Genomic DNA, 24,802 nt, shown 5'->3' on the forward strand with positions numbered 1-24,802 from the left:
AGCCGATTCAGGCCTCGCGGGCCTTCTTCATCGCCAGCCCCAGTTCGTAGAGCTGGTTGCGCGGCGCGCCGCTGATCTCTGCGGCCAGCGCAACCGCCTGCTTCAAGGGCAGCTCGGCCGCCAGCAGTTCCAGCGAGCGTCGCGCCAGCAGGGGCAGCTCTTCTTCGGCCGATTCGGCGGCAGGAGCCGCATGCAAGACCAGCACGAACTCGCCGCGCCCTCGCTGGGCATCGGCTGCCAACCAGGCCGGCAGCTCGGCGGCCAGCGCCGTATGCACCGTCTCGAATTGCTTGGTCAACTCCCGGCCCAGCGTGACGCGCTGCTGCGGCGCCAGCTCGGCCAGCAGATTCAAGAGATCCTCGATACGGTGAGGTGCTTCGAACAGCACCTGGCTGTGGTCTGCGCCCACGAGGGCCTGCAGGCGCCTGCGCCGTTCCTGCCCCTTGGGCGGCAGGAAGCCGACGAAGCGGAAGCCGCTCGCCTGCGCATCACCAGCCACACTCATCAGCGTTGTCGCGCTGCTGGCGCCGGGCAGCGGCAGGGTTCGCAGGCCCGCAGCCTGCACCGCAGCCACCAGCGCAGCGCCGGGGTCGGAAACAGCCGGCGTGCCGGCATCGCTGACATAGGCAATCCGCTCGCCCGCCTGCAAGCGCGCGACCAGGCCTGCAGCAGCTTCATGCTCGTTGTGCTGATGCAGGCTGAGCAGCGGCTTGTGCAGGCCCAGATGTCGCAGGAGCCCCGCTGTGACGCGGGTGTCTTCACAGGCCACCGCATCGACCAGCGACAGGACCTGGATCGCGCGCAAGCTGATATCCGCCAGATTGCCTATGGGCGTGGCCACCAGATACAGGCAGGCGGCGGGATACTGCTGAGCGCCGGCCGCAGCCTCTGCGGCTTGCAGCATCAGGGAGGCAGGGGCAATGCTCAAGTGGGGCTCTCCGAAGGGGCGCGGCGACGCGGCGGAAGACCGCGCCTTGCAGTATTTGCAGCGCCAGGGGCTGCAGCTGGTGGAGCGCAATTATCGGGTCGCACGCGGGCCGTGCGCGCGGGGCGGCGAGATCGACCTGATCATGCGCACGCCAGACGGCTGCCTGGTCTTCGTCGAGGTGCGCGCCCGCGCGAGCAGTTCGCACGGCGGCGCAGCGGCGAGCGTGAGCTACGCCAAGCAGCGCCGCATCATCCTGGCCGCGCGCCATTACCTGCTGCGCCTGATCACGCCGCCACCCTGCCGCTTTGACGTGCTCGCGCTCGATGGCGAGCGACTCGACTGGTTACAGGCCGCATTCGATGCCTCGGTATGATGCAAGCCAATGCTTGAGCAAAGAATCCAACAACAGTTTTTCGAGAGCGCCGACCTGCTGTACCAGGTGGCTGAAAGCCTCTCGCGGCCGGTGGCCGACGCCGCTCAATTGCTGGTTGACGGCATCACGGCCGGCAACCGCGTGCTTTGCTGCGGCCTGGGCCTGTCCTCGCTGGATGCGCGCTACATGGCCGCACTGCTGAGCGGCCACTTCGAGCAGGATAGACCCGGCCTGGCCGCACTTTTCCTCGATGGCCAGCTGCAGATGAGCGCGCCTGCCGATGCCGGCGCTGCGCTGGCCCGCCAGATCCAGGTGCTGGGCCACCCCGGCGACCTGCTCTTGCTGTTCGAGTCGCAAGGTGCCCCGCGCGCTCAGCTGGCACCCCTATTGGAAGCGGCCCATGCGCAGGACATGACCGTGATCGCGCTCAGCGGCAGCCAGGACGACGAGTGGCGCAGTGCGCTGCTCGACACCGATGTCCAGATCCGCCTGCCGCACAGCCGGCCGGCGCGAGTGGCCGAAGGCCAGCGCCTGCTGGCACATTGCCTGTGCGACGCGATCGACCTGCAGCTGCTGGGCAGCGGCGAGTGACAACCCACCCAATTCTTCAAGGGACGAATCCCCACATGAGCATCCAGAACCAAGCACGCCGCAGCGCCCTGCTGGCCACCGTTCTCGCCAGCGCCCTGCTGAGCACGGCCTGTGCGCCTCTGATCGTGGGCGGCGCCATGATGGGCGGCGCCCTGGTCGCCACCGACCGCCGCACCTCGGGCATGCAGCTGGAAGACGAAAGCATCGAGCTCAAGGTCGGCCAGAACATGCGCCACCACCTGCCGGATCGCGCCCATGTCAATGCCAACAGCTACAACCGCATGGTGCTGCTGACCGGCGAAGTGGCCAGCGAGGCCGACAAGAGCAAGGCCGAGGTCGTGGTCGGCAAGATCGAGAACGTGCGTGGGGTCATCAACGAGCTGGAAGTCACCTTCACCAGCTCGATGACCAGCCGCGCCAATGACAGCCTGCTGGCCACCAAGGTCAAGGGTCGCCTGGTCGAATCCAAGGACCTGCTCGCCAATGCCTTCTACGTCGTCGTCGAACGCGGCAACGTCTACCTGCTCGGCCGCGTGACCGAGCGCGAAGCCAGCCGCGCCGCCGAGATCACGAGCTCCGTCAGCGGCGTCAAGAAGGTCGTGAAGATGTTCGAGCTGATCAGCGAGGAAGAGCTGGCGCGGATGACGCCGAAAGCACCTCCGAAGGAAAAAGACTGATCACTTCAGTCGGCGGATCAGGCTGGACGTATCCCAGCGCCTTCCGCCCATGGCCTGCACATCGGCGTAGAACTGGTCCACCAGGGCGGTGAGCGGCAGCTTGGCGCCGTTGTGCCGGGCTTCATCCAGCACCAGGCCAAGGTCCTTGCGCATCCAGTCTACGGCGAAGCCGAACTCGAACTGGTCGTCCACCATGGTCTTGCCGCGGTTGTCCATCTGCCAGCTCTGCGCGGCGCCCTTGCCGATCACGTCCAGCACCTGCTTCATGTCCAGGCCCGCTTTCTGGCCGAAGGCAATCGCTTCGGCCAAGCCCTGGACCACGCCGGCAATGCAGACCTGATTGACCATCTTGGCCAGTTGGCCGGCGCCCGATTCGCCCACGCGGGTGACCGCCTTCGAGAAGGCCATCGCCACAGGCTGGATCGCTTCGAAGGGCTCGGCATCGCCGCCGCACATCACGGTCAGCAGGCCATTCACGGCGCCTGCCTGACCACCGGACACCGGCGCGTCGATGAAGTTCAGGCCCAGGCGCAAGGCCTCGCCATGCAGTTCGCGGGCGACGTCGGCAGAAGCCGTGGTGTGGTCCACAAAGATCGCGCCGCGCTTCATGCCCTTGAAGGCGCCGGTTTCACCGAGCACCACCGAGCGCAGGTCAGCGTCGTTGCCCACGCATGCGAACACGATGTCGGCGCCTGCCGCAGCCGCAGCCGGCGTGGGCGCGGCCGAGCCGCCGTACTCCTCGGCCCAGGCTTCGGCCTTGCTGGCCGTGCGGTTGTAGACCGTCACGTGATGGCCGGCGCGCGCCAGGTGGCCGGCCATCGGGTGGCCCATCACGCCCAGTCCGAGGAAGGCGACACGGCGCGGAGTGATGGCTTCGTAGCTGCGGTTGCTCATGCGGCCGGCCTCAGACAATGGTCATGTGTTCGGTGCCCGAGCTCAGGTCGCCGCTGCGCGCGCGCTCGCTGTTGAGCTTGATCTGCAGTCGCAGGTCGTTCACCGAGTCGGCATTGCGCAGCGCGTCTTCGTAGCTCACCTTGTGGTTCTCGTAGAGGTCGAACAGCGCCTGGTCGAAGGTCTGCATGCCTTGCTCGCGCGAGCGCTTCATCAGCTCCTTGATCTCGCTGACCTCGCCCTTGAAGATCATGTCGGACACCAGCGGCGTGTTGAGCAGGATCTCGACCGCTGCCACCCGGCCCTTGCCTTCCTGACGTGGCAGGAGCCGCTGCGAGATCAGCGAGCGCAGGTTCAGCGACAAGTCCATCAAGAGCTGCGCGCGCCGCTCTTCCGGGAAGAAGTTGATGATGCGGTCCAGCGCCTGGTTGGCGCTGTTGGCGTGCAGCGTGGCCATGCAGAGGTGGCCTGTCTCGGCAAACGCCACTGCGTGTTCCATCGTCTCGCGGTCGCGGATTTCGCCCATCAGGATCACGTCGGGCGCCTGGCGCAGCGTGTTCTTGAGGGCCATTTCCCAGCTGTCGGTGTCGATGCCCAGTTCACGCTGGGTGACGATGCAGTTCTTGTGCGGATGAACGAACTCGACCGGGTCTTCGATCGTGATGATGTGGCCGTAGGTCGTCTCGTTGCGCTCGTCGATCATGGCGGCCAGCGTCGTGCTCTTGCCGGAGCCGGTGGCGCCCACCACGATCACCAGGCCGCGCTTGGTCTGCACCACTTCGCGCAGGATGTCGGGCAGGTCCAATGACTTGATCGTCGGCAGCGTCGCCGGAATCGTCCGCAGCACGAGGCCCACGCTGCCTTGCTGCAGGAAGGCATTGGCACGGAAACGGCCGATGCCTTGCGGCGAGATCGCGAAATTGCACTCCTTGGTGCGCTCAAACTCCGCCGCCTGCTTGTCGTTCATGATGGAACGCGCCAGCTGCAGCGTGTGCTGGCCGGTCAGTGGCTGCGGCGACACCTTGGTGACCTTGCCATCGACCTTGATGGCCGGCGGAAAGTCGGCCGTCAGGAACAGGTCGGAGCCCTTGCGCGAGACCATCAGGCGCAGGAGGTCGTTGATGAATTTCGAGGCCTGGTCGCGTTCCATGAAAGGCTCTTTCGGTTCGTGACTTGCGGGGGCAAATTTTGCCGTCACTCACATGGCTGACGCCATATGAGTGACGTCGAACTTTCCGGGCTTCAGCCCGGAAAGTTCTCCGGAAACTTGGCTTTGGAGCGGGCCTCGGCCGGCGAGATGATGTTGCGGCGGACAAGGTCGGTGAGGTTCTGGTCCAGCGTCTGCATGCCCATGGCATTGCCGGTCTGGATGGCCGAGTACATCTGGGCCACCTTGTTCTCGCGGATCAGGTTGCGGATGGCCGAGGTGCCCAGCATGATCTCGTGAGCAGCCACCCGGCCGCTGCCGTCCTTCAGCTTGCAAAGGCTCTGCGAGATCACCGCCACCAGCGACTCCGACACCATGGCGCGGACCATTTCCTTTTCGGCCGCCGGGAACACGTCGACGATACGGTCCACGGTCTTGGCCGCGGATGAGGTATGCAGCGTACCGAAGACCAGGTGACCAGTTTCAGCCGCGGTCAGTGCCAGCCGGATGGTTTCCAGGTCGCGCATTTCGCCGACCAGCACCGCGTCCGGGTCTTCACGAAGCGCCGAACGCAAGGCGTTGGCAAAGCTCAGCGTGTGCGGGCCGACCTCGCGCTGGTTGATCAGGCTCTTCTTGGATTCATGGACGAATTCGATCGGGTCCTCGATGGTGAGGATGTGGCCGTATTCGTTCTCGTTAAGGTGGTTGACCATGCCTGCCAGCGTGGTCGACTTGCCCGAGCCCGTGGGGCCGGTCACCAGCACCAGGCCACGCGGCTTCAAGGCCAGCTCGGCGAAGACCTTGGGCGCGTTCAGCTGCTCCAGCGTCAGGATCTTGGACGGAATGGTCCGGAACACGGCGCCGGCGCCGCGGTTCTGGTTGAAGGCATTGACCCGGAAACGCGCCAGGCCCTGAATCTCGAATGAGAAGTCGACCTCCAGCGTTTCCTCGTAGGCCTTGCGCTGCGAGTCGTTCATGATGTCGTACACCATGTCGTGCACCGCGCGATGGTCGAGCGCCTCGACGTTGATACGGCGCACATCGCCGTGCACGCGGATCATCGGTGGCAGACCGGCAGAGAGATGCAAGTCCGAGGCCTTGTTCTTGACCGAGAATGCCAGCAGTTGGGTGATGTCCATGGGTCGGGCTACTCCGAAAACGTCGAAGCATTATGGCCACGATCGCTGCCAACTTGTATCAGCTCCACCACCGTATCGACGCGGCCTGCACGGCTGCCTCGCGACCCGTGCAAAGCGTCACGTTGCTGGTGGTCAGCAAGACGTTTCCAGGGGACGCAGTGCGGGAGGCGCACGCCGCGGGCGAACATCGCTTCGGCGAGAACTATGTGCAGGAGGGCCTGGACAAGATTGCCGAGCTGGCCGATCTGCGCTCCAGCCTCGAGTGGCATCTGATCGGCCCGCTGCAAAGCAACAAGAGCCGCGGCGTGGCCGAGGCCTTTGATTGGGTGCACAGCGTCGACCGTCTCAAGCTGGCACAGCGCTTGTCAGAGCAGCGGCCGGCGTCCCTGCCGCCGATGCAGGTCTGCCTGCAGGTCAATATCAGTGGCGAAGCCAGCAAGAGCGGCGTCGTGCCGGCAGATCTCCCCGAGCTGGCCCGTGCCGTCGCCTCCCTGCCGCGGCTGCAGCTGCGCGGCCTGATGGCGATTCCGGCGCCGGCTGAGGGTGAGCAGGCACAGCGCCTGCCGCACCGCGCCCTGGCGGAGTTGATGGCCCGCACCAATCGACAGCTGGGCCTCAGCATGGACACCCTCTCCATGGGCATGAGCGCCGACATGGAAGCCGCCATCCTCGAAGGTGCAACGATGGTGCGCGTCGGTTCGGCCATCTTTGGAAGCCGTCCGCGGCCCTGACTCTGACGCCTGCAAGCCCGCGGTCAGGGGGTTGAGGCCCAAACTAGGGATTACCCATCCCCACGTTTGGCAATCCTTCACAGGACCAGCGATGTGCACTCACGAGTTTTGGTGCATCTGGCTTGAAACTTCTTCTTACGCCAAGTGCCAGCGACCATCCGGTCCGCGCAAGGCACGCCAACCACTGACAGTCTGAGGGATTCCCTAGATGAACCTGCTTTCCAAGCTGCGCATCAGCATGCGCCTGGGCCTGAGCTATCTGCTGCTGATCGTCCTGCTGATTGCCATTGGCGCCTATGGCGCAGCGAACTCCAATCGCCTGGCCAATGACCTGAACAGCACCGCCAATTCCAGCCTGGTGAAGATTGCCGCCGCCAATGCCCTGGAAGGCAATGTGAACGTCATCGCCCGGGCTTCCCGCGACCTGCTGCTGCTCGACGAAGCACGCCAGATCAAGAAGCAGAAGGCCGCCCTCGAGACCGCTCAAGCCGACAGCGAAAAGCAGCTGTCCAGCCTGGCCGAAATGCTCGCCGGCGACAAGGAAAAGCAGATCCTCAATGCCGTGCGCGAGCACCAGGCCGAGTTCTTCTCCTCGCTGCAGAAGTTCCTGAAGGTGCAGGAAGCCGGCAGCCCTGATGAGGCCCGCGAAAGCCTGATCACCGTGGTGCGTCCGGCCCAGCAGGCCTACCAGAACGACCTGAAGGGCCTCGTGGACCTGCAGTTCGAAAGCGCCCGCGACCTGGCCGTGGCCGGTAGCGATGTCGCTCAGAAGTCGATCTACGTGACCGCCTTCCTGGTGCTCGTCGCCGTGTTGATCGGCCTGGGCGGCGGCATCGTGATCGCTCGCTCCATCGTCGTTCCGGCCCGCAAGGCCCAGGCCGCCGCCGAGGCGATTGCCGCCGGCGACCTGACCCAGCACATCGACGCCCAAGGCAGTGACGAGCTGGCGCAGATGCTGCATGCCATGCATGAAATGCAGATGGCCCTGAGCGGCGTGGTCCACAGCGTCAGCACCGCTGCCGGCGAAGTGGCCCAGAGCTCCAACCTCATCGCCGACAGCAATGTCGACCTGTCGGACCGCACCTCGCGTTCGGCTGCCAGCTTGCAGAACACGGCCGCTTCGGTGGAACAGATTGCGGCCAACCTGAGCGGCGCCAGCGAGCTGACCCGCAAGGCCGCCGGCATCGCCACCAAGGCCCGTCAATCGGCCTCGGCCGGTGGCGCCGTGGTATCGCAAGTCGTCTCGACGATGCAGGAGATCAGCACCAGCTCCAAGAAGATCGGCGACATCATCGGCGTAATCGACGGCATCGCCTTCCAGACCAACATCCTGGCGCTGAACGCCGCCGTGGAAGCGGCGCGTGCCGGCGAGCATGGCAAGGGTTTCGCTGTCGTGGCCACCGAAGTGCGCGCCCTGGCTTCGCGCTCGGCGGCTGCCGCCAAGGAAATCAAGGTCCTGATCCAGGAAAGCACCGACAAGGTCGAGAACGGCACGACCCTGGTGAACAACGCCGGCGTGACCATCCGCTCGGTCGTCGACGAAGTCAACAACATGGGTCAGCTGATCGAAGAAATCTCGCACTCGGCCCAGGAGCAGGCCTCGGGCGTCGGCGTGGTCAACCAGGCCATGAACGAGCTGGACAAGACCACGCAGCAAAACACCACGCTCGTCGACGAGCTGAGCCGCTCGACCGACGCGCTGAAGACGAGCTCCAGCCGCCTGCTGGATGCCGTGGGCTTCTTCCGCTCGGCCGCCGCCTGATCCAGGCCCGCTTTCTCTACAGATCTTTCTCTCTACAGATCTCTCTCTTCTCTCTCTACCGTTACCAAGAAGTCATCGTCATGCAAGTCTCCAAGTTCTTCGCCTTCGCCGCCGCCCTGAGCCTGGCCCTCTCTGCCCACGCCGCCGCACCCAAGATTGTCAAGAAGGTGCCGCCGGAGTTCCCGCGCGAAGCCGCCCAGAAGGGCATCTCCAACGGCAGCGTCAAGGCCGAACTGGCCATCGATGCCGATGGCAAGGTCAGCAAGGTCACCGTGCTGGAAGCCGAGCCCAAGCGCGTCTTCGACAAGGCCGTCACCGCCGCCCTGTTGGAGTGGAAGTACGAAGGTTCGGGCGAAAAGCAGACCGCTGAAGTGAAGCTGGTTTTCCGCAATGAAGACTGAGTCGTGACCGAGGACAAGCCCTCCGGTTTGTCCGAACCACGACGAAGGCCAGGCCGTGTGCTGCACGGAGGGGCTGAATCCTGATCCAAGGGCCGCCATCGCGGCCCTTGTTGTATTCACGGGGCATCCCTTGATTGACCTGCGGGCCGGGTCGCACCAGCATGGCGCATGCTCATCGAGGACTGCCCCAAGCCCACCCGCAGCGAACAGACGCGGCAGAAGCTGATCCAGGCCGCGCTGGAAGTGATCGGCGCCCAAGGCTATGAACTGGCGACCACGCGCATGCTCACGGCCCATGCCGGCGTCAACCTGGCCGCCATCCCCTATCACTTCGCCTCGAAGGAAGAGCTCTACCGCGCCGCGGCCGAGTTCCTGGCCGGGCGTCTGAAGACCGACCAGGCCGCGCCTCTGCAAGCGCTGCGGCTGGCAACCGAGCAGCATGGCGGCACCGAAGCTCTGATCGAGGCCGTGATCGCCTTCATGCTGAGCATGGCCCGCAACATCCTGAGCGGCGAGTTGCCGCAGAGCTGGGTGCAGTTTTTCCTGCGCAGTCAGGCCGACCCGGCCGACGCCACGGGCCAGATCTTCCGCCAGGCCTTGCAGCCCGGCCGCCAGCAGGTGCGCGCCGCCGTGGCCCTGATCTGTGGCGGTGAAGCCGATTCACTGCCGGTGCGCGCGCTGGCCTTCTCGCTGTTCCACCAAGCGTTCTACTTCCGCCTGGCCGAGCCAGTGCTGCTGCAGCACCTGGCCCAGCAAACCCTCAGCGCCGAGGTGCAGGAGCAGTTGCTGACGACGCTGACCCAGGGCCTGCGCGCGCAATTGCAGGCCGCTGCGCGCTACTGAAGGCCGCAGGCCCTCAAGCTCTCAGGCCTTGTGCGGCGTGGGTACGGCACTCACGCCGGCCTGTGCCACGGCGGCGATCTGCTGTGCGATCAGGTTCAAAGCGGCGCGAGTATGCGCTGCTCGCGCAGAAACTGCAGGGTGGCGGCCGTCACCTCCTGATGGATCTCCTCGCGCGGTTTTTTGCCGGCCTCCTCGCAGGCAAATGACTCGTTGGTTTCAGCCAGCACTGCCACGCCGGTGGGCGCACACAAGGGAAGGAAGCTGAAGTGCCAGGCTTGCTGGATCTCGACATAGCGGCTGTGAGTTGGCAGCCAGCCAAGAATCGGCTTGACGTGGGTGGCCGGCGGCAGCTGGCCGTCGCGCTCACCGCTGATCAACAGCACCGGCGCTTTCAAGCCTCGCAGCGAGGCTTCGGTCAGCGACTCGGTCAGCCCGGCGGCAATCGCCACGGCGGCGCGAATGCGCGGCTCCCTGAGAACGGCATTGGCCTGCATGAAGAAGCCCGCATCCAGGCTCGCGAAGCGCGAACGGAAAGCGCGGCAGGCGCCGTCGTCGTGGCTCTCACAGAAGCGCGGGAAGCGCTGGAAGTCCAGCCGGCCGCCGGCCAGCGACAGGGCCGCCGTACCACCCAGCGAAAAGCCGACCACTGCAATGCGCTGGGGATCGATGCGCGCGCCCCATGGCGAGGCCAGGATGGCGTCCAGCATCTGGCCGACCTCCTGCGGCTGACGCCAGATCTGCAGAAGCTCAGGCCGCTCCGGGTCGCCGCCACTGCTGCCCGGATGGTCGGCCGCGATCACGATGGCACCGTGCCGGACCAGTTCCACGCCCAGCCAGGCCATGCCCTCGCCCGAGCCGCCCGAGCCATGGTTCATGACGATCAAGGGGGCCGGCGCCGCTGTCAGCGGCTTGGCATCCGGTACAGCCAGATAGCCTTGCCGGACCAGGTTCTTGCCTATTCTTTGCACCTTGCCACCCGCGGCCGGGTACCAGAGCCGGGTGAGGAAACCAGGCTTCCCGGCGATGGCGGGCACCTGGAACTCAATGCGACCGACATCCGGCGCCTCGGCCCGGACGATGCCCGGCAGGGCCGCCAGCAACATGAGGCCGGTCGTCAGGCAACGGAGAAATTGGAGCGGACAATTCTTCTTCATCGGGCAGTCCTGGGGAGCATTCGTTGCAATGCCGGCATGCTGGCGGCAGCCGCCCGGAATTGCTCTGAAGCTTGTCGAAAGGTTTTCTGAATGCGTCTTGAATCCTTGAAAATCAAGAACTTGCGGAACTCCGCAGGCCAGGCATGAACAGCTCGCAGCGCTGGCTTCTGGGCGACTGGACGGTCGATCCAGGCAGCAACCGCCTGCTAGCCGCCGAAGAAGAGCGCCTGCTGGAGCCCCGCTTGATGGCCGTGCTGCAGCTCTTGATCGCAGCCGGCGAAGGCACGGTGAGCCAGCAAGCGCTGCTGGACGGCGTCTGGCCGGGCGTGGTGGTCAGCGAGGCCTCGGTCTACCAGGCGGTGGCGCAACTGCGCAAGGCGCTGGGCGATACCGAGCGGCCCTATCGCTACATCGGCAGCGTGAGCGGCAAGGGCTACCGGCTCTTGCAGCCAGCCAGCGCCGACACCAGGGCCGCCCAGGCCGCCCTGCCCCCGCAAGCGCCAGGAGGCGCCACGCCGCCCCGAGCCTTGCGAGCCCTGCAAGCCTGGCATGGCCTGGCCGCTCTTGCCGCTCTGGCCTTGCTGGCAGCCACGGTACTCATCGCCTGGCAAGCCTGGAGCCCACCTCAAGCCGGCGACGCCGGCCTGCTGGCCGACACGCCCGCCGCCCGTGCCTACCAGGAAGGCCGTTGGCTCTGGTCGCGGCGCGACCCGGCGCAACTCGCCGCGGCCGAACAGAAATTCCGCCAGGCGCTGCAGCTCGACCCGGGGCTCACGCCGGCCTATGTGGGCCTGTGCGACGTCTTCCATTTCCAGCATCTCTATGGCGACTGGCCCTTGCAGCGCACGCTGGCGCACTGCGAGCCTCTGCTGCGCGAGGCCTTGCGTCGCCAGCCCGAGTTACCGGAAGCCGTGGCCAGCTTTGGCCTCCTGAAGCTCAGCCAGCAGGATCTTGATGCGGCCGGTAGCTTTCTCGACCGAGCCCTGGCCGCCGCGCCCAAGAACGCAAATGCGCAGATGTGGCGCGGTGAGGTAGACCGCGAGCGCGGCGACATGGAGGCAGCGCTGCGGCGCTTGAAGCAGGCTGCCGAACTGGACCCGCTGTCGGGCCTGATCAAGCGCAACCTGGCCCATGCGCTGGCTGCCAATGGCGAATCCGCGGCCTCGCGCAGGCAGCTGGAAGAAGCGCTGCTGCTGGAATCGGCGTACGCCAGCCGGCCGCTGGACGAGATCGAGCTGCTGCCGCTGACAGCCACGCGGGCGCGCGCCTTTCTGCAGTGGGCGCAGCGCTTTCCTGATCGCCTGCAAGGGCCACAGGGCATCGAAGCCCGGCTCAGCCTCGCTCATGTGCGGCTAGCCCTGGGACAGCCAAAAGAGGCCAAAGAAGCGCTGCAGGGCCTGGGGCCAGAGGAGCAGCAACACGCCTATGTCCAACTGATGCAAGCCATGCTCTTGCGGGCCGAGGGCGCGCATGAAAAGGCGGCCGAACTGCTGGAGCGGCGCGCGAACAGCCGGCCAGCCAACACGTCCCTGCTCTACCCCCTGCTTCATCAATGGGTCGAGATGGGGCGCAAGGACGATGCCCAGACATTGGTTCGACAGAAGCTGCCCACACTGGCCGACGTCGTGAGCGCAGCACCATCGCCACACCGGGTCCGGGACCTGCTGCTGGCAGTCAGGCTGATGCCTCCAACGGAACGCCTGCGGCATGCAACGCTGGTCCATCGCTGGATCCAGGCCGGCGCTGTCGACGCCGGCGCAGAACTCTCGCTGCTCCAGCTGATTGGCGCGCGACAGGAAGCTGATTCGCGCTTGCGCGCCCTGCTGGCCGAGGACCGGCTGCCCTCGCCGGCGGAGGACTACTTTCTGATCGAGCAAAGCCCTTTGTGGTCGCCCCTGCCCGCCGACCTGCTTGCACAACTGACACGCGTTCGCCGCAGCGCCGAACCTTGAACGCAGGCTAGACGACCCGCGCCTCGAAGCCCATCAGGTCCTCGTCACGCAGGCCCAGGAAGATGGGCGCGCCATCGCGGCGATGGATGTTGACCTTGGCATTGAACACGCGGTGCGGCTGCCCATGCTTGTCCGCGATCTCGTATTCGCTGATCGCGTAAGCGCCATCGGGTGCTTCCGGGCCGGTCAGGTAGCAGGAGATTTCATCGATCTCGGCGCCGGCCAGCGTCAGGCCACCCAGCTGCTGCAGGGGGGCGCGAGTGCGCTCGACGAATTCGATGCTGTCGATCTCGACGTCACGGCCGGTGGCCTCGTCGCGCATCTGCGTGCGGAACTTGCCGACCAGGATCTGGCCCGGCAAGGCGCGCTCCACCATGCGCGCCAGCTCGATGGTGACCTGCCCCACCACATAGCTGAACGAGGTCGGGTTCAGGCCTTCGCTCTGATGGAATTCATAGTGCGAGCCGACATGGAAGCAGGCACGCAGCTGCGGCACCGTCGTCTTGCGCGGCGCCCGCTCGCGCGCAATCGCGTTGTCGGCGAGGATGAACTGCATCAGCTGGTACAGCTCCACATTGGCCGCGATGCCGCGCATGCGGTTCCAGATGTAGAAGCCGTCGCCGGTCGTCGTGCGGGCGAAGTTGATGTTGATCTCGCGGTCCAGCAGCTTGGCATAGGCCGCGTTGACCGAGCATGACAGCGCATTGAGCTGCACCACCTGCTCCAGTGGCGAGAGCAGGGAAAAGCCCACCGCGTCGAGCAGGATCACGGCCCGGTCCTGCACCAGGCGGATGCCGTAGCGCTCGACGATGGCCGCCACCAGTGGCAGGCCCAGGCCGGCATCCAGGTTGAAGGGCAGCTCGATCAGGCGCGGCTTCAGGCCCAGTTGCTGGGCGGCGGTATCGAGCGCAGCGGCCGAGAGGTGCTCGCGCCGCGTCATCAGGTGCTCGAGCAATTGCGCGCGGCGCCATTGGCCGGCTTCGTCGGCCGCCTCGGCCACGTACTCGGTCAGCAGCGTGTGCGGCGCCACCAGCACGCGCAGGCCGCGGCCGCTCGGGCTCCAGGCATAGACGAGGTTCTCACCGAGGCGCCACAGTTCGTAGAGCAACTGGTCCAGCAGCACGATGTTGTGCCGCACCGCAGCTTCGCTCAGCCCCGCGGGCAGCGGGTAGGCCATGAAGCCATCAAGCCACGACTTGCGCTTGCGCATCTCTTCGGCCAATTGCACTACTCCAGATCTTGAATTGGAATGCGATTGTCCGGCATGCAACTTCAGGCGCAAGGCCTGGCCCCGCAATCCGGTGCTGAGACAATACACCCCAAACACCCCACAGCAAAGAAGACGAGCAGCAATGGCGATCCAATGGTTCCCGGGTCATATGAACTCGACCCGCAACGCGATCAAGGAACGCATGAAGGGCGGCATCGATGTGGTGATCGAGCTGCTCGACGCCCGCCTGCCCGGCTCCAGCAGCAACCCGCTGCTGCGCGAATTGACCGAGGCCAAGCCCAGCCTCAAGGTCCTGAACAAGCAGGACCTGGCCGACCCCGCGCGCAATGCGCTGTGGCTGGCGCATTACCAGGCCATGCCGGAAACCCGCGCCATGGTGCTCGACACCTCGATGGTCGCGCCGGCCAAGGCCCTGGCGGCCGAATGCCGCGCGCTGGCGCCCAACCGCGGCGGCATGGCCAAGCCCTTGCGCGTCTTGATCTGCGGCATTCCGAACGTCGGCAAGTCCACGCTGATCAACACCTTGATGGGCAAGAAGTCGACCAAGACCGGCGACGAGCCCGGCATCACCAAGGTCGAGCAGAAGCTGGTGCTGGAGAATGACTTCTACCTGTTCGATACACCCGGCATGCTGTGGCCGCGCATCAGCGTCGAGCAGACCGGCTACAACCTCGCCTCCAGTGGCGCCATCGGCCGCAATGCCTTCGAGGAGGAGGAAGTGGCGCTGGAGTTGCTCACGTACCTGCGACATGAGTACCCGGTGGCCATCGAGCAACGCTACAAGCTTGGCGCGGCCGCGTATGAGCTGGATGACGAGGGCCTCCTGACCGCCATCGGCCGCAAGCGCGGCGCGGTGATGAGTGGCGGCCGCGTCAATATGCAGAAGGCTGCCGAGGTCCTGATCTACGAGTTCCGCCAGGGCATCCTCGGTCGCATCACGCTGGAAACGCCCGAACAGTTCGGGGCCTGGTGCCAGGCGGCCAAGGCCAGCGACGCAGCTCGCGAGAAGAAGCTGGCGGATCGCAAGGCCCGCCGCAAGGGCGTGGACAGCCGCGCGGCCGACCGGGCTGCCGCCGCTGCAGCGGTCGAAGACGACAGCGAACCGAACGACTGAGCCTACTGCTGGCCCAGCAGCTCGCGCACGGCTTTCAGCAAGGCCTGCAGCTCCGGCCCGAGAGCCCTCGCCTCCGCCAGCCATTCGGTCTGCGGCTTCTCCTTCAGCGCAAGCTCGAATCGCTGCACCTGCAAGGGCAGGCGTTGCGCGCCAATGGTTGCGGAGGCACCGCGCAGCGAATGCACCAGGCGACTGAGACCGGCCGTGTCGTGCTGTGACAAGAGCACCTCCATCGCCGCCGCGCTCTCGGCATAGCGCTGGACGAATTGCTCCAGCACGCGCCGATAGGCGTCGGGCCGACCGCCGCAATAGCGCAGGCCCAGCACCTGGTCCAGCGTCTGTGCCTCGGCCTCGGGCGGCGGCGGTGCAGGCACCGGTGCCGGCAAGGCGGAATCGCCCGCCGTGGCCGGCAGCCAGCGCAACAGCGCGGCATAGAGTTCGGCCGGATCCACGGGCTTGGAGACATGGTCGTTCATGCCGGCAGCCAGGCAGGCCGCACGGTCTTCGCCGAAGGCATTGGCCGTCATCGCCAGGATGGGCAGGTCTTGCAGACTGGCTATCGCGCGAATTCGCCGACTCGCCTCCAGGCCGTCCATGCGCGGCATCTGCATGTCCATCAGGATGAGGTCAAAGCGCTGCGGTGGCTGCAGGAGCACCAGGGCCTCGGCGCCATTGCCAGCCACCTCGACCTTGAGGCTGGCCGCCTGCAGCAGCTCCAGGCCGACCTGCTGGTTGACCGGGTTGTCTTCGACCAGCAGCACACGAGCACCAGCGCAGCGCTCGCGCAGCAGGCGCTCGCCGTCGCCGGCGCGTGTGAGTGGCTGCGGCATGGCTTCACCACGTATCAGCCGGGCGCTGAACCAGAACTCGCTGCCCTGCCCCAGCGTGCTGGTCACGCCCACCTCGCCGCCCATCAGCCGGGCCAGGCGTTGCGTGATGGCCAGGCCGAGGCCCGTGCCGCCAAAGCGGCGGGTGGTTGATGCATCGCCCTGCACAAAGGCCTGGAACAGCTGCTGCAAGGTCTCGGGCGCCATGCCAATGCCGGTATCGCGCACGGCAAAGCGCAGCTGCAGTTCATCATCGGCCGGGCCTACGCTCAGCAGGCTCACGCCCAGCGTCACGCCACCGCGCTCGGTGAACTTGACCGCATTGCTGAGCAGGTTCAGCAGGCCCTGGCTGAGCCGGGTCGGGTCACCGCGCAGCAGGTCGGGCAGGCCTTCGCCAATGTTCAGCTCCAGGCTCAGCCCCTGCTCGTGCGCGCGCGGCCCCAGCAGCGAGCGGCAGCGCTCCAGCAGGGCGCGCAGCGAAAAGTCGGTCTGCTCCAGCACCAGCTTGTCGGCCTCGATCTTGGACAGGTCGAGGATGTCATTGAGGATCTGCAGCAGATGTGAGGCTGCCTGGCCCACCTGATCCAGCCGTGCCTTCGATGTGCTGTCTTGTGCATCGCGGCGCAAGAGGTAGTTGAGGCCGATGATGGCATTCATCGGCGTGCGGATCTCGTGGCTCATATTGGCCACGAAGGCACTCTTGGCCTGGTTGGCGGCATCGGCGGCTTCGCGCGCCTGCATCAGCTCGGCGGTGCGCTCTGTCACCCGCTGCTCGAGTTCGGCATTGATTGCGCGGATTGCCTGCTCGGCACGGCGGCGCTCGCTGATGTCCACGCTATGGATCGTGATGCCTTCCGGCGAGCGGCGCACATAGAGCTCGAACCAGCACAGCTCCTGGTTGTCGGGGAACTGGTACTCCACTTCGCCGCGGAACTCCTTGCCCTGCTCCATGCATTCCTGCAGTGGCAAAAAGGCCGCGCTGTGCTCGATGCCCGGGAACACCTCCTGCATGCGCCAGCCCAGCATGGCCTCGACCGGCTGCCGGTTCTGCCGCGCTGCGGCCGCATTCAGGTAGAGATAGCGCCAGTCACGATCCAGGATCTGGCATGCCTCCAGCATGTTGTCGAGCAGATGGCGATAGCGCTCGGCACTGCGGTGCAAGGCCTCGTCGGCTTCGCTGCGCTGCCTGGCCGCACGATCCAGCAAGGCCTTGGCTGCGTTGATCTCGCGAATCTGCGCCACCGGCCGGCCCTCCGGCTCAGCCTCGTGACCCGGCGACAGCGCCGCCACCGCACGCCCCAGGCGCCGGCTGGCCAGCCAACCGCCGAGCACACCGACCAGCGTGGCGCCAAGCACCGCAATGGACAAGGTGAGCGCCGCCGCCAGCAAGGGCGCGCGATAGATCGAGCTCGGTATCTCCAGCAGCGCAAACCAGGGCGTACTGGCCACCGGCACCTTCACCTGCTTGCCACCGTCCGTGCTGGCTGCGCCACGATGGGCGATGCGCACGCCGCCGCTGTCCACCAGGCTGACCGACCAGTCGTCGGGCACGGCCAGCCGGTCCAGGTGCGGCTGGAACTGCGTGGCCTCGAACACACTCAAGAGCACCCCGGCATTCTTTTCATCGCGCCGCACGGGCTGGGCCACAGCGACAAGCAGCTGCTGGGCCACCGGGCCGACAAAGGTGTCGCCCACGGCAGGCTGGCCAGTTTCCAGTGCCGTCTGGACCGCACTGCGGCCTTTGGGTTTGGGCAGGCGCGGCAATGGGCTGCCATAGGGCGAGCGGGTGTTGAAGACCATCTGCATCTGCAGATCAGCCAGCACCACATGACTGCCAAAAGCCTGCCGGAAACCCTGAGCTTCCTCATACAGGGATGGCAGGCCCTCGGGCTTGTCGAGCAGTGGCGAGCGCGCCAGCATCTGCAGCCCATTGAGGCGGCCATGAAGGTCTTGCTCGACGTCGACGGCCAGGGCATGGGCCTGGTTGCCGGCACGGCGGTCCAGATCGGCTTGCACCTGCTGCACCCGGGCGTACGCCAGGTAGGCGGCGAGCAGCACCACCGGACTCAGGCAGGCCCAGATCAGCCGGGTGACAAAGACATGCAATGAAATGCCGACGCTAGCCCGCTCGTCAGAATCCACCATCCAGCACTCCCTGGCGGCGCCATTCAATTGGCACCTTGGCACAAGCGTAAGCGCAAACGCTGTTGCAGGCATGCTTCAGGGGCCTAGCATGGGCCTCTTGCCCCGCAAATGAGCCCCACCCATGACACTCCCGCTGTTCCCTTCGGCCTGGATGACTGACGAGCACCGCATGCTGCAAGACAGCGTGGCGCGCTTCTTTCGTGAACGCTGGGTGCCCCGCGCCGCCGCATGGCGCGAGGCTGGCCTGATGGGCCGTGACACCTGGCTGGAAGCCGGCGCCACCGGTCTGCTCTGTGCCGCCATGCCGGAGGAATATGGCGGTGGTGGCGGCGACTTCGGTCATGAGGCCGTCATCCTGCTGGAGCAGGCAAGGGCCAATCTGAGCGGCTTTGGCGGCGGCCTGCATTCGGCCATCGTCGCGCCCTACATCCTTCATCACGGCACTGATGAGCAGAAGCAGCGCTGGCTGCCGAAGATGGCCAGCGGCGAGCTGGTCGGCGCCATCGCCATGACCGAGCCCGACACCGGCTCCGACCTGCAAGGCGTGCGCACACAAGCGAAGCGTGATGGCGACGACTACCTCATCAGCGGCCAGAAGGTCTTCATCACCAACGGCCAGAACGCCAACCTGGTGATCGTGGTCTGCCGCACCGGCGGCGAGGCCGGCGCGCGTGGCATATCCCTGCTGGTGGCCGAGGTGGAGAACGAGGACGGCACGCTGCGCGACGGATTCCGCCGCGGCCGCAACCTCGACAAGATCGGCATGAAGGCGCAAGACACCTCGGAGCTGTTCTTCGACGGCCTGCGCGTTCCAGCGGCCAACCTGCTCGGCGGAGCAAGCGGCGCCGAGGGCCAGGGCTTCTTCCAGCTGATGCAGGAGCTGCCGCAGGAGCGGCTGATCATTGCGGTCAGCGCGATCGGCGCGATGGAGCGTGCGCTGGCAGACACCGTGGCCTACACCAAGGAGCGCCAGGCCTTCGGCAAGGCGGTGTGGGACTTCCAGAACACCCGCTTCAAGCTGGCCGAGGTGCAGAGCCAGGTGCTGGCCGCACGCGCCACCGTCGATGCGGCAATCCAGGCCCACCTGAGGGGCGAGCTCGATGCCGCACGCGCCGCCCTGGTCAAGGCCTGGAGCACCGACCTGGCCTGCAAGGTGATGGACGAATGCCTGCAGCTCTTCGGCGGCTACGGCTACATGATGGAGTACCCGATCGCCGAGCTCTATGCCGATGCGCGAGTAGCGCGCATCTACGGCGGCACGAATGAGATCATGAAGGAACTGGCCTCGCGCTTCATGTAGGCCTCAGGGAGTAGTCGATGTTTGATGCCTATCTGTTCGACCATGTCCGCACGCCGCGCGGCAAGGGCAAGAAGGACGGCGGCCTGCACCAGGCCAGCCCGGTCTGGCTGCTGCGTACGCTACTCAAGGCCTTGCAGGAGCGCCAGCACCTGGACACTTCGCTGGTGGACGACCTGGTGCTCGGCTGCGTGACACCCGTCGGAGAACAGGGCGCCGACATTGCCCGCACCGCCGTGCTCGATGCCGGTTGGGCCGAGAGCGTGGCCGGCGTCACCCAATCGCGCTTCTGCGCCTCGGGCCTGGAGTCGATCAATCTGGCTGCCGCCAAGGTGGCCAGCGGCTTTGAGCGCCTGGTGGTGGCCGGTGGCGTGGAATCGATGAGTCGCTGGCCGATGGGCAGCGATGGCGGCGCCTGGTTCATGGACCCACGCATCAACCAGTTGATCGGCTTCATTCCGCAAGGCATCAGCGCCGACCTGATCGCGGCGCTGGAAGGATTCAGCCGCAGCGATGTGGACGCCTTCGCCGTGCAATCGCACCAGCGCGCCGCCGCGGCGCGTGAGGCGGGCAATTTCAGCCGCTCCATCGTGCCGGTGCTGGACATCGCCGGCCTGCCGCTGCTGGCGCAGGACGAGACCATCCGCCCCGGCACCACGCTGGAAACGCTCGCCAGGCTCGAACCCTCGTTCGCCATGATGGGCGGCATGGGCTTCGATGCCACAGCGCTGCGCAAGTACACGACGCTGGAGCAGATTCCGCACATCCACCATGCCGGCAATTCCTCCGGCATCGTCGATGGCGCGGCGCTGATGCTGGTCGGCTCCAAGGCCGGCGGCGAGGCGGCGGGCTTGCGGCCCAGAGCGCGGATACGGGCAGCCGCCGTGGTCGGCTCCGAGCCCACCATCATGTTGACGGGTCCGACGCCTGCTTGCCAGAAGGCGCTGGCGCAGGCCGGGCTCAAGGCCTCGGACATCGACCTCTGGGAGATCAACGAAGCCTTCGCCGTGGTGCCGATGAAGACGGCGCGCGACCTCGGCGTCTCGCTCGACAAGGTCAACGTCAACGGTGGCGCCATCGCCATGGGACACCCGCTGGGTGCCACCGGCTGCATCATCCTCGGCACCTTGCTGGAGGAGCTGGAGCGCCGCCATCTGAACCTCGGCTGCGCCACGCTGTGCGTTGGCGGCGGCATGGGCATCGCAACCATCATCGAGAGGGTCTGACCATGAGCACCGCACGGCCGCCCGAAGGGGCTCAACTCCCGCTCGGCGGGACAGCGCGAAGCGCGAAGGGTGCACAAGACTCTGCCCTGCGTTGCGAACTGGAAGAAGGCGGCCTGCTGGTCGCCACCATGGACCTGCCCGGCCATTCGATGAATGTGCTCAATGACGAGCTGGCCCTGCCCTTGGCCGAGCTGGCTGCGCGGCTGGAAACCGATGCGGCGGTCATGGCGCTGATCCTGCGCTCTGCCAAGCCCGACTTTCTGGCTGGCGCCGATGTGGACCGGCTGCGTGCACTCGGCACGGCGCAGCAGGCCTTCGACGAATCGATGCGCTTCAAGGCCTTCATCCGGCGCCTGGAGCGTTGCGGCAAGCCTGTGGTGGCGGTGCTCAACGGCCGCTGCCTCGGCGGTGGTCTGGAGATCGCCATGGGCTGCCATTGGCGCATCGTGATCGACGACGGAAAGGCCAGGCTCGGTCTGCCCGAAGTGAAGCTCGGGCTCTTGCCAGGCGGCGGCGGCACGCAACGCCTGCCGCGGCTGGTGGGCATGCAGCAGGCCCTTCAATGGATGTTGGAAGGCACGGAGGTGCGCGCCGACCAGGCCCTGGCCTCCGGTCTGGTCCACGAGTTGGCCAGCGATGCCGATGAAGCGATGGCCAAGGCCCGCGCCTGGATCGCGCAGCAAGGCAAGAAGAAGCCGCAGCAGCCCTGGGATGCGCCACGGTTCCGCTATCCCGGCGGTGACTCGCGTTCGCCCGCGGTGGCGCAATTGATGTCGGTGGCGCCCTCGATGGCTTCGACCAAGAGCTGGGGCAACTACCCGGCTCTGACGCACATCCTGTCCAGCGTGTTCGAAGGCGGCCTGACCGACATCGACCGGGCCCTTGAAATCGAATCGCGCTTCTTTGCCGCCTGCGCAGTGAGCCCTGCCTCGCGCAACATGATGGGCACGCTCTGGTACCAGCTGAACGCGCTGAAGAAAGGCGCCTCGCGGCCCGCGGGCATCGAGCCGCAGAAGATCCGCCGGCTCGCTGTGCTGGGTGCCGGCATGATGGGCGCGGGCATCGCGCATGCTGCTGCCTCGGTCGGCATCTCCGTCGTGTTGCTGGACCAGACCATGGAAGCCGCCGAGCGCGGCAAGCAGCATTCACGCTGGCTGCTGGACCAGGCGGTCAAGAAGGGACGCCGCACCAGCGAGCAGCGCGAGGCGCAGCTGGCGCTGATCACACCCTGCAGCGACTACGCCCATGTGGACGGCTGCGAGCTGGTGATCGAGGCGGTGTTTGAAGACCGCTCGATCAAGGCGGAAGTGACCAAGGCCGCGGAGGCCGTGCTGGCGGCGGATGCGATCTTTGCCTCCAACACCTCGACCCTGCCCATCACCGGCCTGGCCGAGGCCAGCGTTCGGCCGGCCCAGTTCATCGGCCTGCACTTTTTCTCCCCGGTGGACAAGATGCCCCTGGTCGAGATCATCTGCGGCGCGCAGACCAACGAGGCCACGCTGGCCCGGGCGTTCGACTTCGTGCAGCAGATCGGCAAGACGCCCATCGTCGTCAACGACTCGCGCGGCTTCTACACCAGCCGCGTCTTCGCGACCTACGTGATGGAAGGCATTGCGATGCTGGCCGAGGGCGTGCACCCACGCGCCATCGAGGTGGCGGGCCAGCAGGCCGGCATGCCCATGCCGCCGCTGGCCTTGCAGGACGAGGTGAGCCTGAGCCTGGCGCTGCATGTGATCGACCAGACGCGGCGCGACCTGGCGGCGGCCGGCCAGGTCTATCGCGCGCATCCGGCCGAGGCCGTGCTGCGCCGCATCAGCGAACTGGGTCGCATCGGCAAGAAGGCGGGCCAGGGCTTCTACGACTGGGATGACGACGGCCGGCGACTGTGGTCGGGCCTGACCGGGATGTATCCGCAGTCAGCCGAGCAGCCGACGCAGGCCGAGCTGATGGATCGGCTGATGCTGATCCAGGCCAACGAGGCGGCGCGCTGCCTCGATGAAGGCGTGCTGCGCTCGGTGGCTGACGCCAACATCGGCTCGATCTTCGGCTGGGGCTTCGCGCCCTTCCAGGGCGGCGCCTTGCAGTTCATCAATGCGATGGGCTTGCCGGCCTTCGTCGCCCGTTGCCGAGAATTGGCAGCCCGCCATGGCGAGCGCTTCGAACCGGCACAGCTCGTGGTGCGGATGGCTGATCGGGGCGAACGGTTCGCGGAGGGTGGACCTAGTCCAGCTTGAACAAGGCGCCCAGGACAACCATGCCCAGCAAGAGCACCGCGGCGGTCAGCCACAGCGCGCCGGTGTAGCTGCCACTGGCTTGCACCATGGCGCCGGTCAAGGCCGGCGCCGTGATCTGCGCGACGCCGTAGCTGAGCGTCAGCCGCGCCATTGCCTTGCCAGGGTTCGCTGGCGAACGCCGACCCGCCAATGCCAGCGTCAGGCTGACGATGCCGATAAAGGTGGCGCCATAGAGCAGCGCGCCGGCCAGCGCCGCAATGAGAGAGCTGGACAGCACCAGCAGCAGCACGCCGGCGGTCTGCACGGCAAAGGCGACCAGCAGGGCCTGCACGTCGCCCAGCCGACGGGCCACACGGTCCCAGAGAAACACCGCGGGCGTGGCAGCCACGCCCACCAGCAGCCAGGCCCAGGGGCCCTGCCCGGCCAGCAGCGGCTGGCGCTCGACGATGGCGACGGTGAAGGTCGCATTGATCACAAATCCCCAGCCGGCGCAGAAGTACATGGCGATCATCAACGCCATCCACTTTCGCGCCGGTGCCGCGCCTGCGGCAGCCACTCCGGGCGGCGGCGCAGGCGGGCGCCAGGCCCAGGCTGGCACGAGAAAGAGAAGACCGATCAGCGCATAGCCCTGCCATTGGTGCGCCCAGTTCAGGTGAACCAGTGCCATGGCCATCGCGCCCAGCGCCGAGACCACGATACCCAGCCCCAGTCCGGTGAAATGCAGGCCCAGTTCGGGCCGACGGCCGGCGCGCATCAACCAGCCCAGCACCAGCCCTGAACCCAGCAGCATGCCGGCAGCGCCGCACAGGCCGCCCAGGTAGCGCGCCAGGGCCCAGAGCCAGACATTCGGTGCCAGCGCCATCAAGACGCAGGACAGAAGGGATAGCCACAGCCCATGGCTGTAGAGCCGCTGCCGCCAGCGAGGGTCGTCGATCCAGGCGGCCAGCAAGGCGCCGCTCATGTAGCCGGCATAGTTGATCGCCGCGAGCGCACCGGCCATGGCGTCACTCAAGCCGGCTTGCGACTGCATCAGTGGCAGCATCGGTGTGTAGGAGAAGCGGCCCAGGCCGATGCTGAGCACCAGGCCGGCAATGCCGCCGCTGATCACCTGCCAGGCCTGGAGTGACTTGCCACTTGTCTGCATGGGAGCGAGCGTAAGGCCGGAGCACTACTTCGCGCTGACAGCTGGGCGACAGCCCGGGCACTTGTTCAGGACATTGGCCCGGGACATTCGCTCTTGAATTCGTGCCTGGACCGCCCATCTGACCGTCACAGCCTCTTCCCGGACAAAGCAAGCGCCATGGCCCTGTTCCTGATATTCGCTCTGGGCCTGTTGGGCGTCGCCGCCCTGATCGCCCCGCCGCTGTGGCGCCGCTACCGCCGCCATCAGTTGGCGAAACAGCCCTTTCCGCAGGCCTGGCGCCGCATCCTGCGCCGCCGCGTGCCCCAGATCGCGCAGCTGCCTGCCGATCTTCAAATGCGGCTCAAGGGCCTGATCCAGGTTTTCCTGGCCGAAAAGCCCATCATCGGCTGCGGCGATCTGGAGGTGACAGACGAGATGCGGGTGACCATCGCCGCCCAGGCCTGCCTGCCCTTGCTGGGCGTGACACGCGGCATGTACCCGAACCTGCGCCAGGTGCTGCTGTACCCGGGGGCCTTCGTGGTGGACCGACCGGTCAACGCGCCAGGCGGCGTGATGCAGGACCAGCGCCGCGCCCTGGCCGGGGAGTCATGGGTGCAGGGCCAGGTGCTCCTGTCGTGGCGGGATGTCGTGATGGGTGCGGCCGATCCGGCGGACGGCCAGAACGTCGTGGTGCACGAATTTGCGCATCAGCTGGACCAGCTGAAAGGCTTTGCCAATGGTGCGCCCCTCTTGAAGAGCCGCGCGGCCTATGAGCGCTGGAGCCGGGTGATGGCCGCGGAATACCAGGCCCTGCAATGGCGAAGCGCCCAAGGAGACGCGGGCCTCTTGAGCGCATATGGGGCCACCGACCCAGCCGAGTTCTTCGCCGTGGCCAGTGAGGTGTTTTTTGAGCAGCCGCGCGAGATGGCGGCGCTGCATCCGGCGCTGTACGGTGAGCTGGCCGGCTACTACCGGCTCGACCCTCTCAGCTGGAACTGAGGCTTCGCTGGATCAGC

General features: G+C 66.5%; 21 protein-coding genes. 13 read left to right on the plus strand and 8 right to left on the minus strand.

Features of this window, described 5'->3' with window-relative positions:
• Positions 1-7: 7 nt before the first annotated feature.
• Entirely contained in the window at positions 8-904 is an 897-nt protein-coding gene (gene rsmI, locus ABT392_RS14880; protein WP_334278459.1) for a 16S rRNA (cytidine(1402)-2'-O)-methyltransferase, read from the minus strand.
• Positions 905-920: 16 nt separating this feature from the next.
• Here rsmI and ABT392_RS14885 point away from each other — a divergent pair, with 16 nt between their 5' ends.
• From ABT392_RS14885 to ABT392_RS14895, 3 genes are read left to right on the plus strand one after another with little or no spacing between them, the layout of a single operon-like run.
• Entirely contained in the window at positions 921-1,301 is a 381-nt protein-coding gene (locus ABT392_RS14885) for a YraN family protein (protein WP_334278134.1), read from the plus strand.
• Between the two features lie 9 nt (positions 1,302-1,310).
• Positions 1,311-1,892 carry an SIS domain-containing protein gene (locus tag ABT392_RS14890; protein ID WP_334278135.1) on the plus strand — a complete coding sequence of 194 codons (582 nt, stop codon included), beginning with the start codon at positions 1,311-1,313 and terminating at the stop codon, positions 1,890-1,892.
• 35 nt (positions 1,893-1,927) lie between these two features.
• Positions 1,928-2,569 (plus strand): BON domain-containing protein, encoded by a 642-nt coding sequence (locus ABT392_RS14895; RefSeq protein ID WP_395385442.1) that lies wholly within the window; start codon positions 1,928-1,930, stop codon positions 2,567-2,569.
• Here the strand turns inward: ABT392_RS14895 and ABT392_RS14900 are convergent, their stop codons facing one another.
• The 3 genes from ABT392_RS14900 to ABT392_RS14910 all read right to left on the minus strand — a co-directional run bounded on the left by ABT392_RS14900 (position 2,570) and on the right by ABT392_RS14910 (position 5,746).
• On the minus strand, positions 2,570-3,463 hold the full coding sequence (locus ABT392_RS14900) for an NAD(P)-dependent oxidoreductase (RefSeq protein ID WP_395385441.1): 894 nt from the start codon (positions 3,461-3,463) through the stop codon (positions 2,570-2,572). It lies immediately after the preceding gene.
• Positions 3,464-3,473: 10 nt separating this feature from the next.
• Positions 3,474-4,610, minus strand: coding sequence for a PilT/PilU family type 4a pilus ATPase (locus tag ABT392_RS14905; RefSeq protein ID WP_334278138.1), 1,137 nt, complete (start codon positions 4,608-4,610; stop codon positions 3,474-3,476).
• Positions 4,611-4,702: 92 nt separating this feature from the next.
• Positions 4,703-5,746, minus strand: coding sequence for a type IV pilus twitching motility protein PilT (locus ABT392_RS14910; protein WP_334278139.1), 1,044 nt, complete (start codon positions 5,744-5,746; stop codon positions 4,703-4,705).
• Between the two features lie 32 nt (positions 5,747-5,778).
• Here ABT392_RS14910 and ABT392_RS14915 point away from each other — a divergent pair, with 32 nt between their 5' ends.
• From ABT392_RS14915 to ABT392_RS14930, 4 genes are all read left to right on the plus strand, one after another.
• On the plus strand, positions 5,779-6,477 hold the full coding sequence (locus ABT392_RS14915; RefSeq protein WP_395385440.1) for a YggS family pyridoxal phosphate-dependent enzyme: 699 nt from the start codon (positions 5,779-5,781) through the stop codon (positions 6,475-6,477).
• Positions 6,478-6,685: 208 nt separating this feature from the next.
• Complete coding sequence (locus tag ABT392_RS14920; protein WP_334278141.1) at positions 6,686-8,239, plus strand: methyl-accepting chemotaxis protein; 1,554 nt, start codon at positions 6,686-6,688, stop codon at positions 8,237-8,239.
• An 80-nt stretch (positions 8,240-8,319) separates the two neighbouring features.
• Positions 8,320-8,640, plus strand: a complete 321-nt coding sequence (locus ABT392_RS14925) for an energy transducer TonB (protein ID WP_334278142.1) — start codon at positions 8,320-8,322, stop codon at positions 8,638-8,640.
• 168 nt (positions 8,641-8,808) lie between these two features.
• Positions 8,809-9,483 carry a CerR family C-terminal domain-containing protein gene (locus tag ABT392_RS14930; RefSeq protein ID WP_395385439.1) on the plus strand — a complete coding sequence of 225 codons (675 nt, stop codon included), beginning with the start codon at positions 8,809-8,811 and terminating at the stop codon, positions 9,481-9,483.
• 95 nt (positions 9,484-9,578) lie between these two features.
• Here ABT392_RS14930 and ABT392_RS14935 read toward each other — a convergent pair whose 3' ends face one another.
• Positions 9,579-10,586: an alpha/beta hydrolase family protein gene (locus ABT392_RS14935; RefSeq protein WP_395385438.1), complete on the minus strand. Its 1,008-nt coding sequence runs from the start codon at positions 10,584-10,586 to the stop codon at positions 9,579-9,581.
• A gap of 194 nt (positions 10,587-10,780) precedes the next feature.
• Between ABT392_RS14935 and ABT392_RS14940 the strand changes: the two genes are divergently transcribed.
• Positions 10,781-12,589 (plus strand): tetratricopeptide repeat protein, encoded by a 1,809-nt coding sequence (locus ABT392_RS14940; RefSeq protein WP_395385437.1) that lies wholly within the window; start codon positions 10,781-10,783, stop codon positions 12,587-12,589.
• 7 nt (positions 12,590-12,596) lie between these two features.
• Here ABT392_RS14940 and ABT392_RS14945 read toward each other — a convergent pair whose 3' ends face one another.
• Positions 12,597-13,811 (minus strand): hypothetical protein, encoded by a 1,215-nt coding sequence (locus ABT392_RS14945; protein ID WP_464970807.1) that lies wholly within the window; start codon positions 13,809-13,811, stop codon positions 12,597-12,599.
• A 130-nt stretch (positions 13,812-13,941) separates the two neighbouring features.
• Between ABT392_RS14945 and ylqF the strand changes: the two genes are divergently transcribed.
• The gene (gene ylqF / locus ABT392_RS14950) at positions 13,942-14,934 is read left to right on the plus strand and encodes a ribosome biogenesis GTPase YlqF (RefSeq protein ID WP_334278147.1); all 993 of its coding nucleotides are present in this window, start codon (positions 13,942-13,944) and stop codon (positions 14,932-14,934) included.
• 2 nt (positions 14,935-14,936) lie between these two features.
• On the opposite strand, the gene ABT392_RS14955 is transcribed toward ylqF, so the two are convergent.
• The gene (locus ABT392_RS14955; protein ID WP_395385435.1) at positions 14,937-17,906 is read right to left on the minus strand and encodes a response regulator; all 2,970 of its coding nucleotides are present in this window, start codon (positions 17,904-17,906) and stop codon (positions 14,937-14,939) included.
• A gap of 121 nt (positions 17,907-18,027) precedes the next feature.
• On the opposite strand from ABT392_RS14955, the gene ABT392_RS14960 reads away from it, so the two are divergent.
• From ABT392_RS14960 to ABT392_RS14970, 3 genes are read left to right on the plus strand one after another with little or no spacing between them, the layout of a single operon-like run.
• Positions 18,028-19,206, plus strand: coding sequence for an acyl-CoA dehydrogenase family protein (locus tag ABT392_RS14960; protein WP_395385434.1), 1,179 nt, complete (start codon positions 18,028-18,030; stop codon positions 19,204-19,206).
• 17 nt (positions 19,207-19,223) lie between these two features.
• A complete protein-coding gene (locus ABT392_RS14965) occupies positions 19,224-20,429 on the plus strand; it encodes an acetyl-CoA C-acetyltransferase (protein WP_395385433.1) in 1,206 nt (401 codons plus the stop codon).
• A gap of 2 nt (positions 20,430-20,431) precedes the next feature.
• Entirely contained in the window at positions 20,432-22,663 is a 2,232-nt protein-coding gene (locus ABT392_RS14970) for a 3-hydroxyacyl-CoA dehydrogenase NAD-binding domain-containing protein (RefSeq protein WP_395385432.1), read from the plus strand.
• On the opposite strand, the gene ABT392_RS14975 is transcribed toward ABT392_RS14970, so the two are convergent.
• Complete coding sequence (locus tag ABT392_RS14975) at positions 22,650-23,807, minus strand: YbfB/YjiJ family MFS transporter (RefSeq protein ID WP_334278152.1); 1,158 nt, start codon at positions 23,805-23,807, stop codon at positions 22,650-22,652. The genes ABT392_RS14970 and ABT392_RS14975 overlap by 14 nt on opposite strands.
• Positions 23,808-23,963: 156 nt before the next feature.
• Between ABT392_RS14975 and ABT392_RS14980 the strand changes: the two genes are divergently transcribed.
• A complete protein-coding gene (locus ABT392_RS14980; RefSeq protein ID WP_395385431.1) occupies positions 23,964-24,785 on the plus strand; it encodes a M90 family metallopeptidase in 822 nt (273 codons plus the stop codon).
• Positions 24,786-24,802: the final 17 nt, after the last annotated feature.

This window comes from Paucibacter sp. JuS9 (genome assembly GCF_044043925.2).
Classification (GTDB): Bacteria; Pseudomonadota; Gammaproteobacteria; order Burkholderiales; family Burkholderiaceae_C; genus JAUASW01.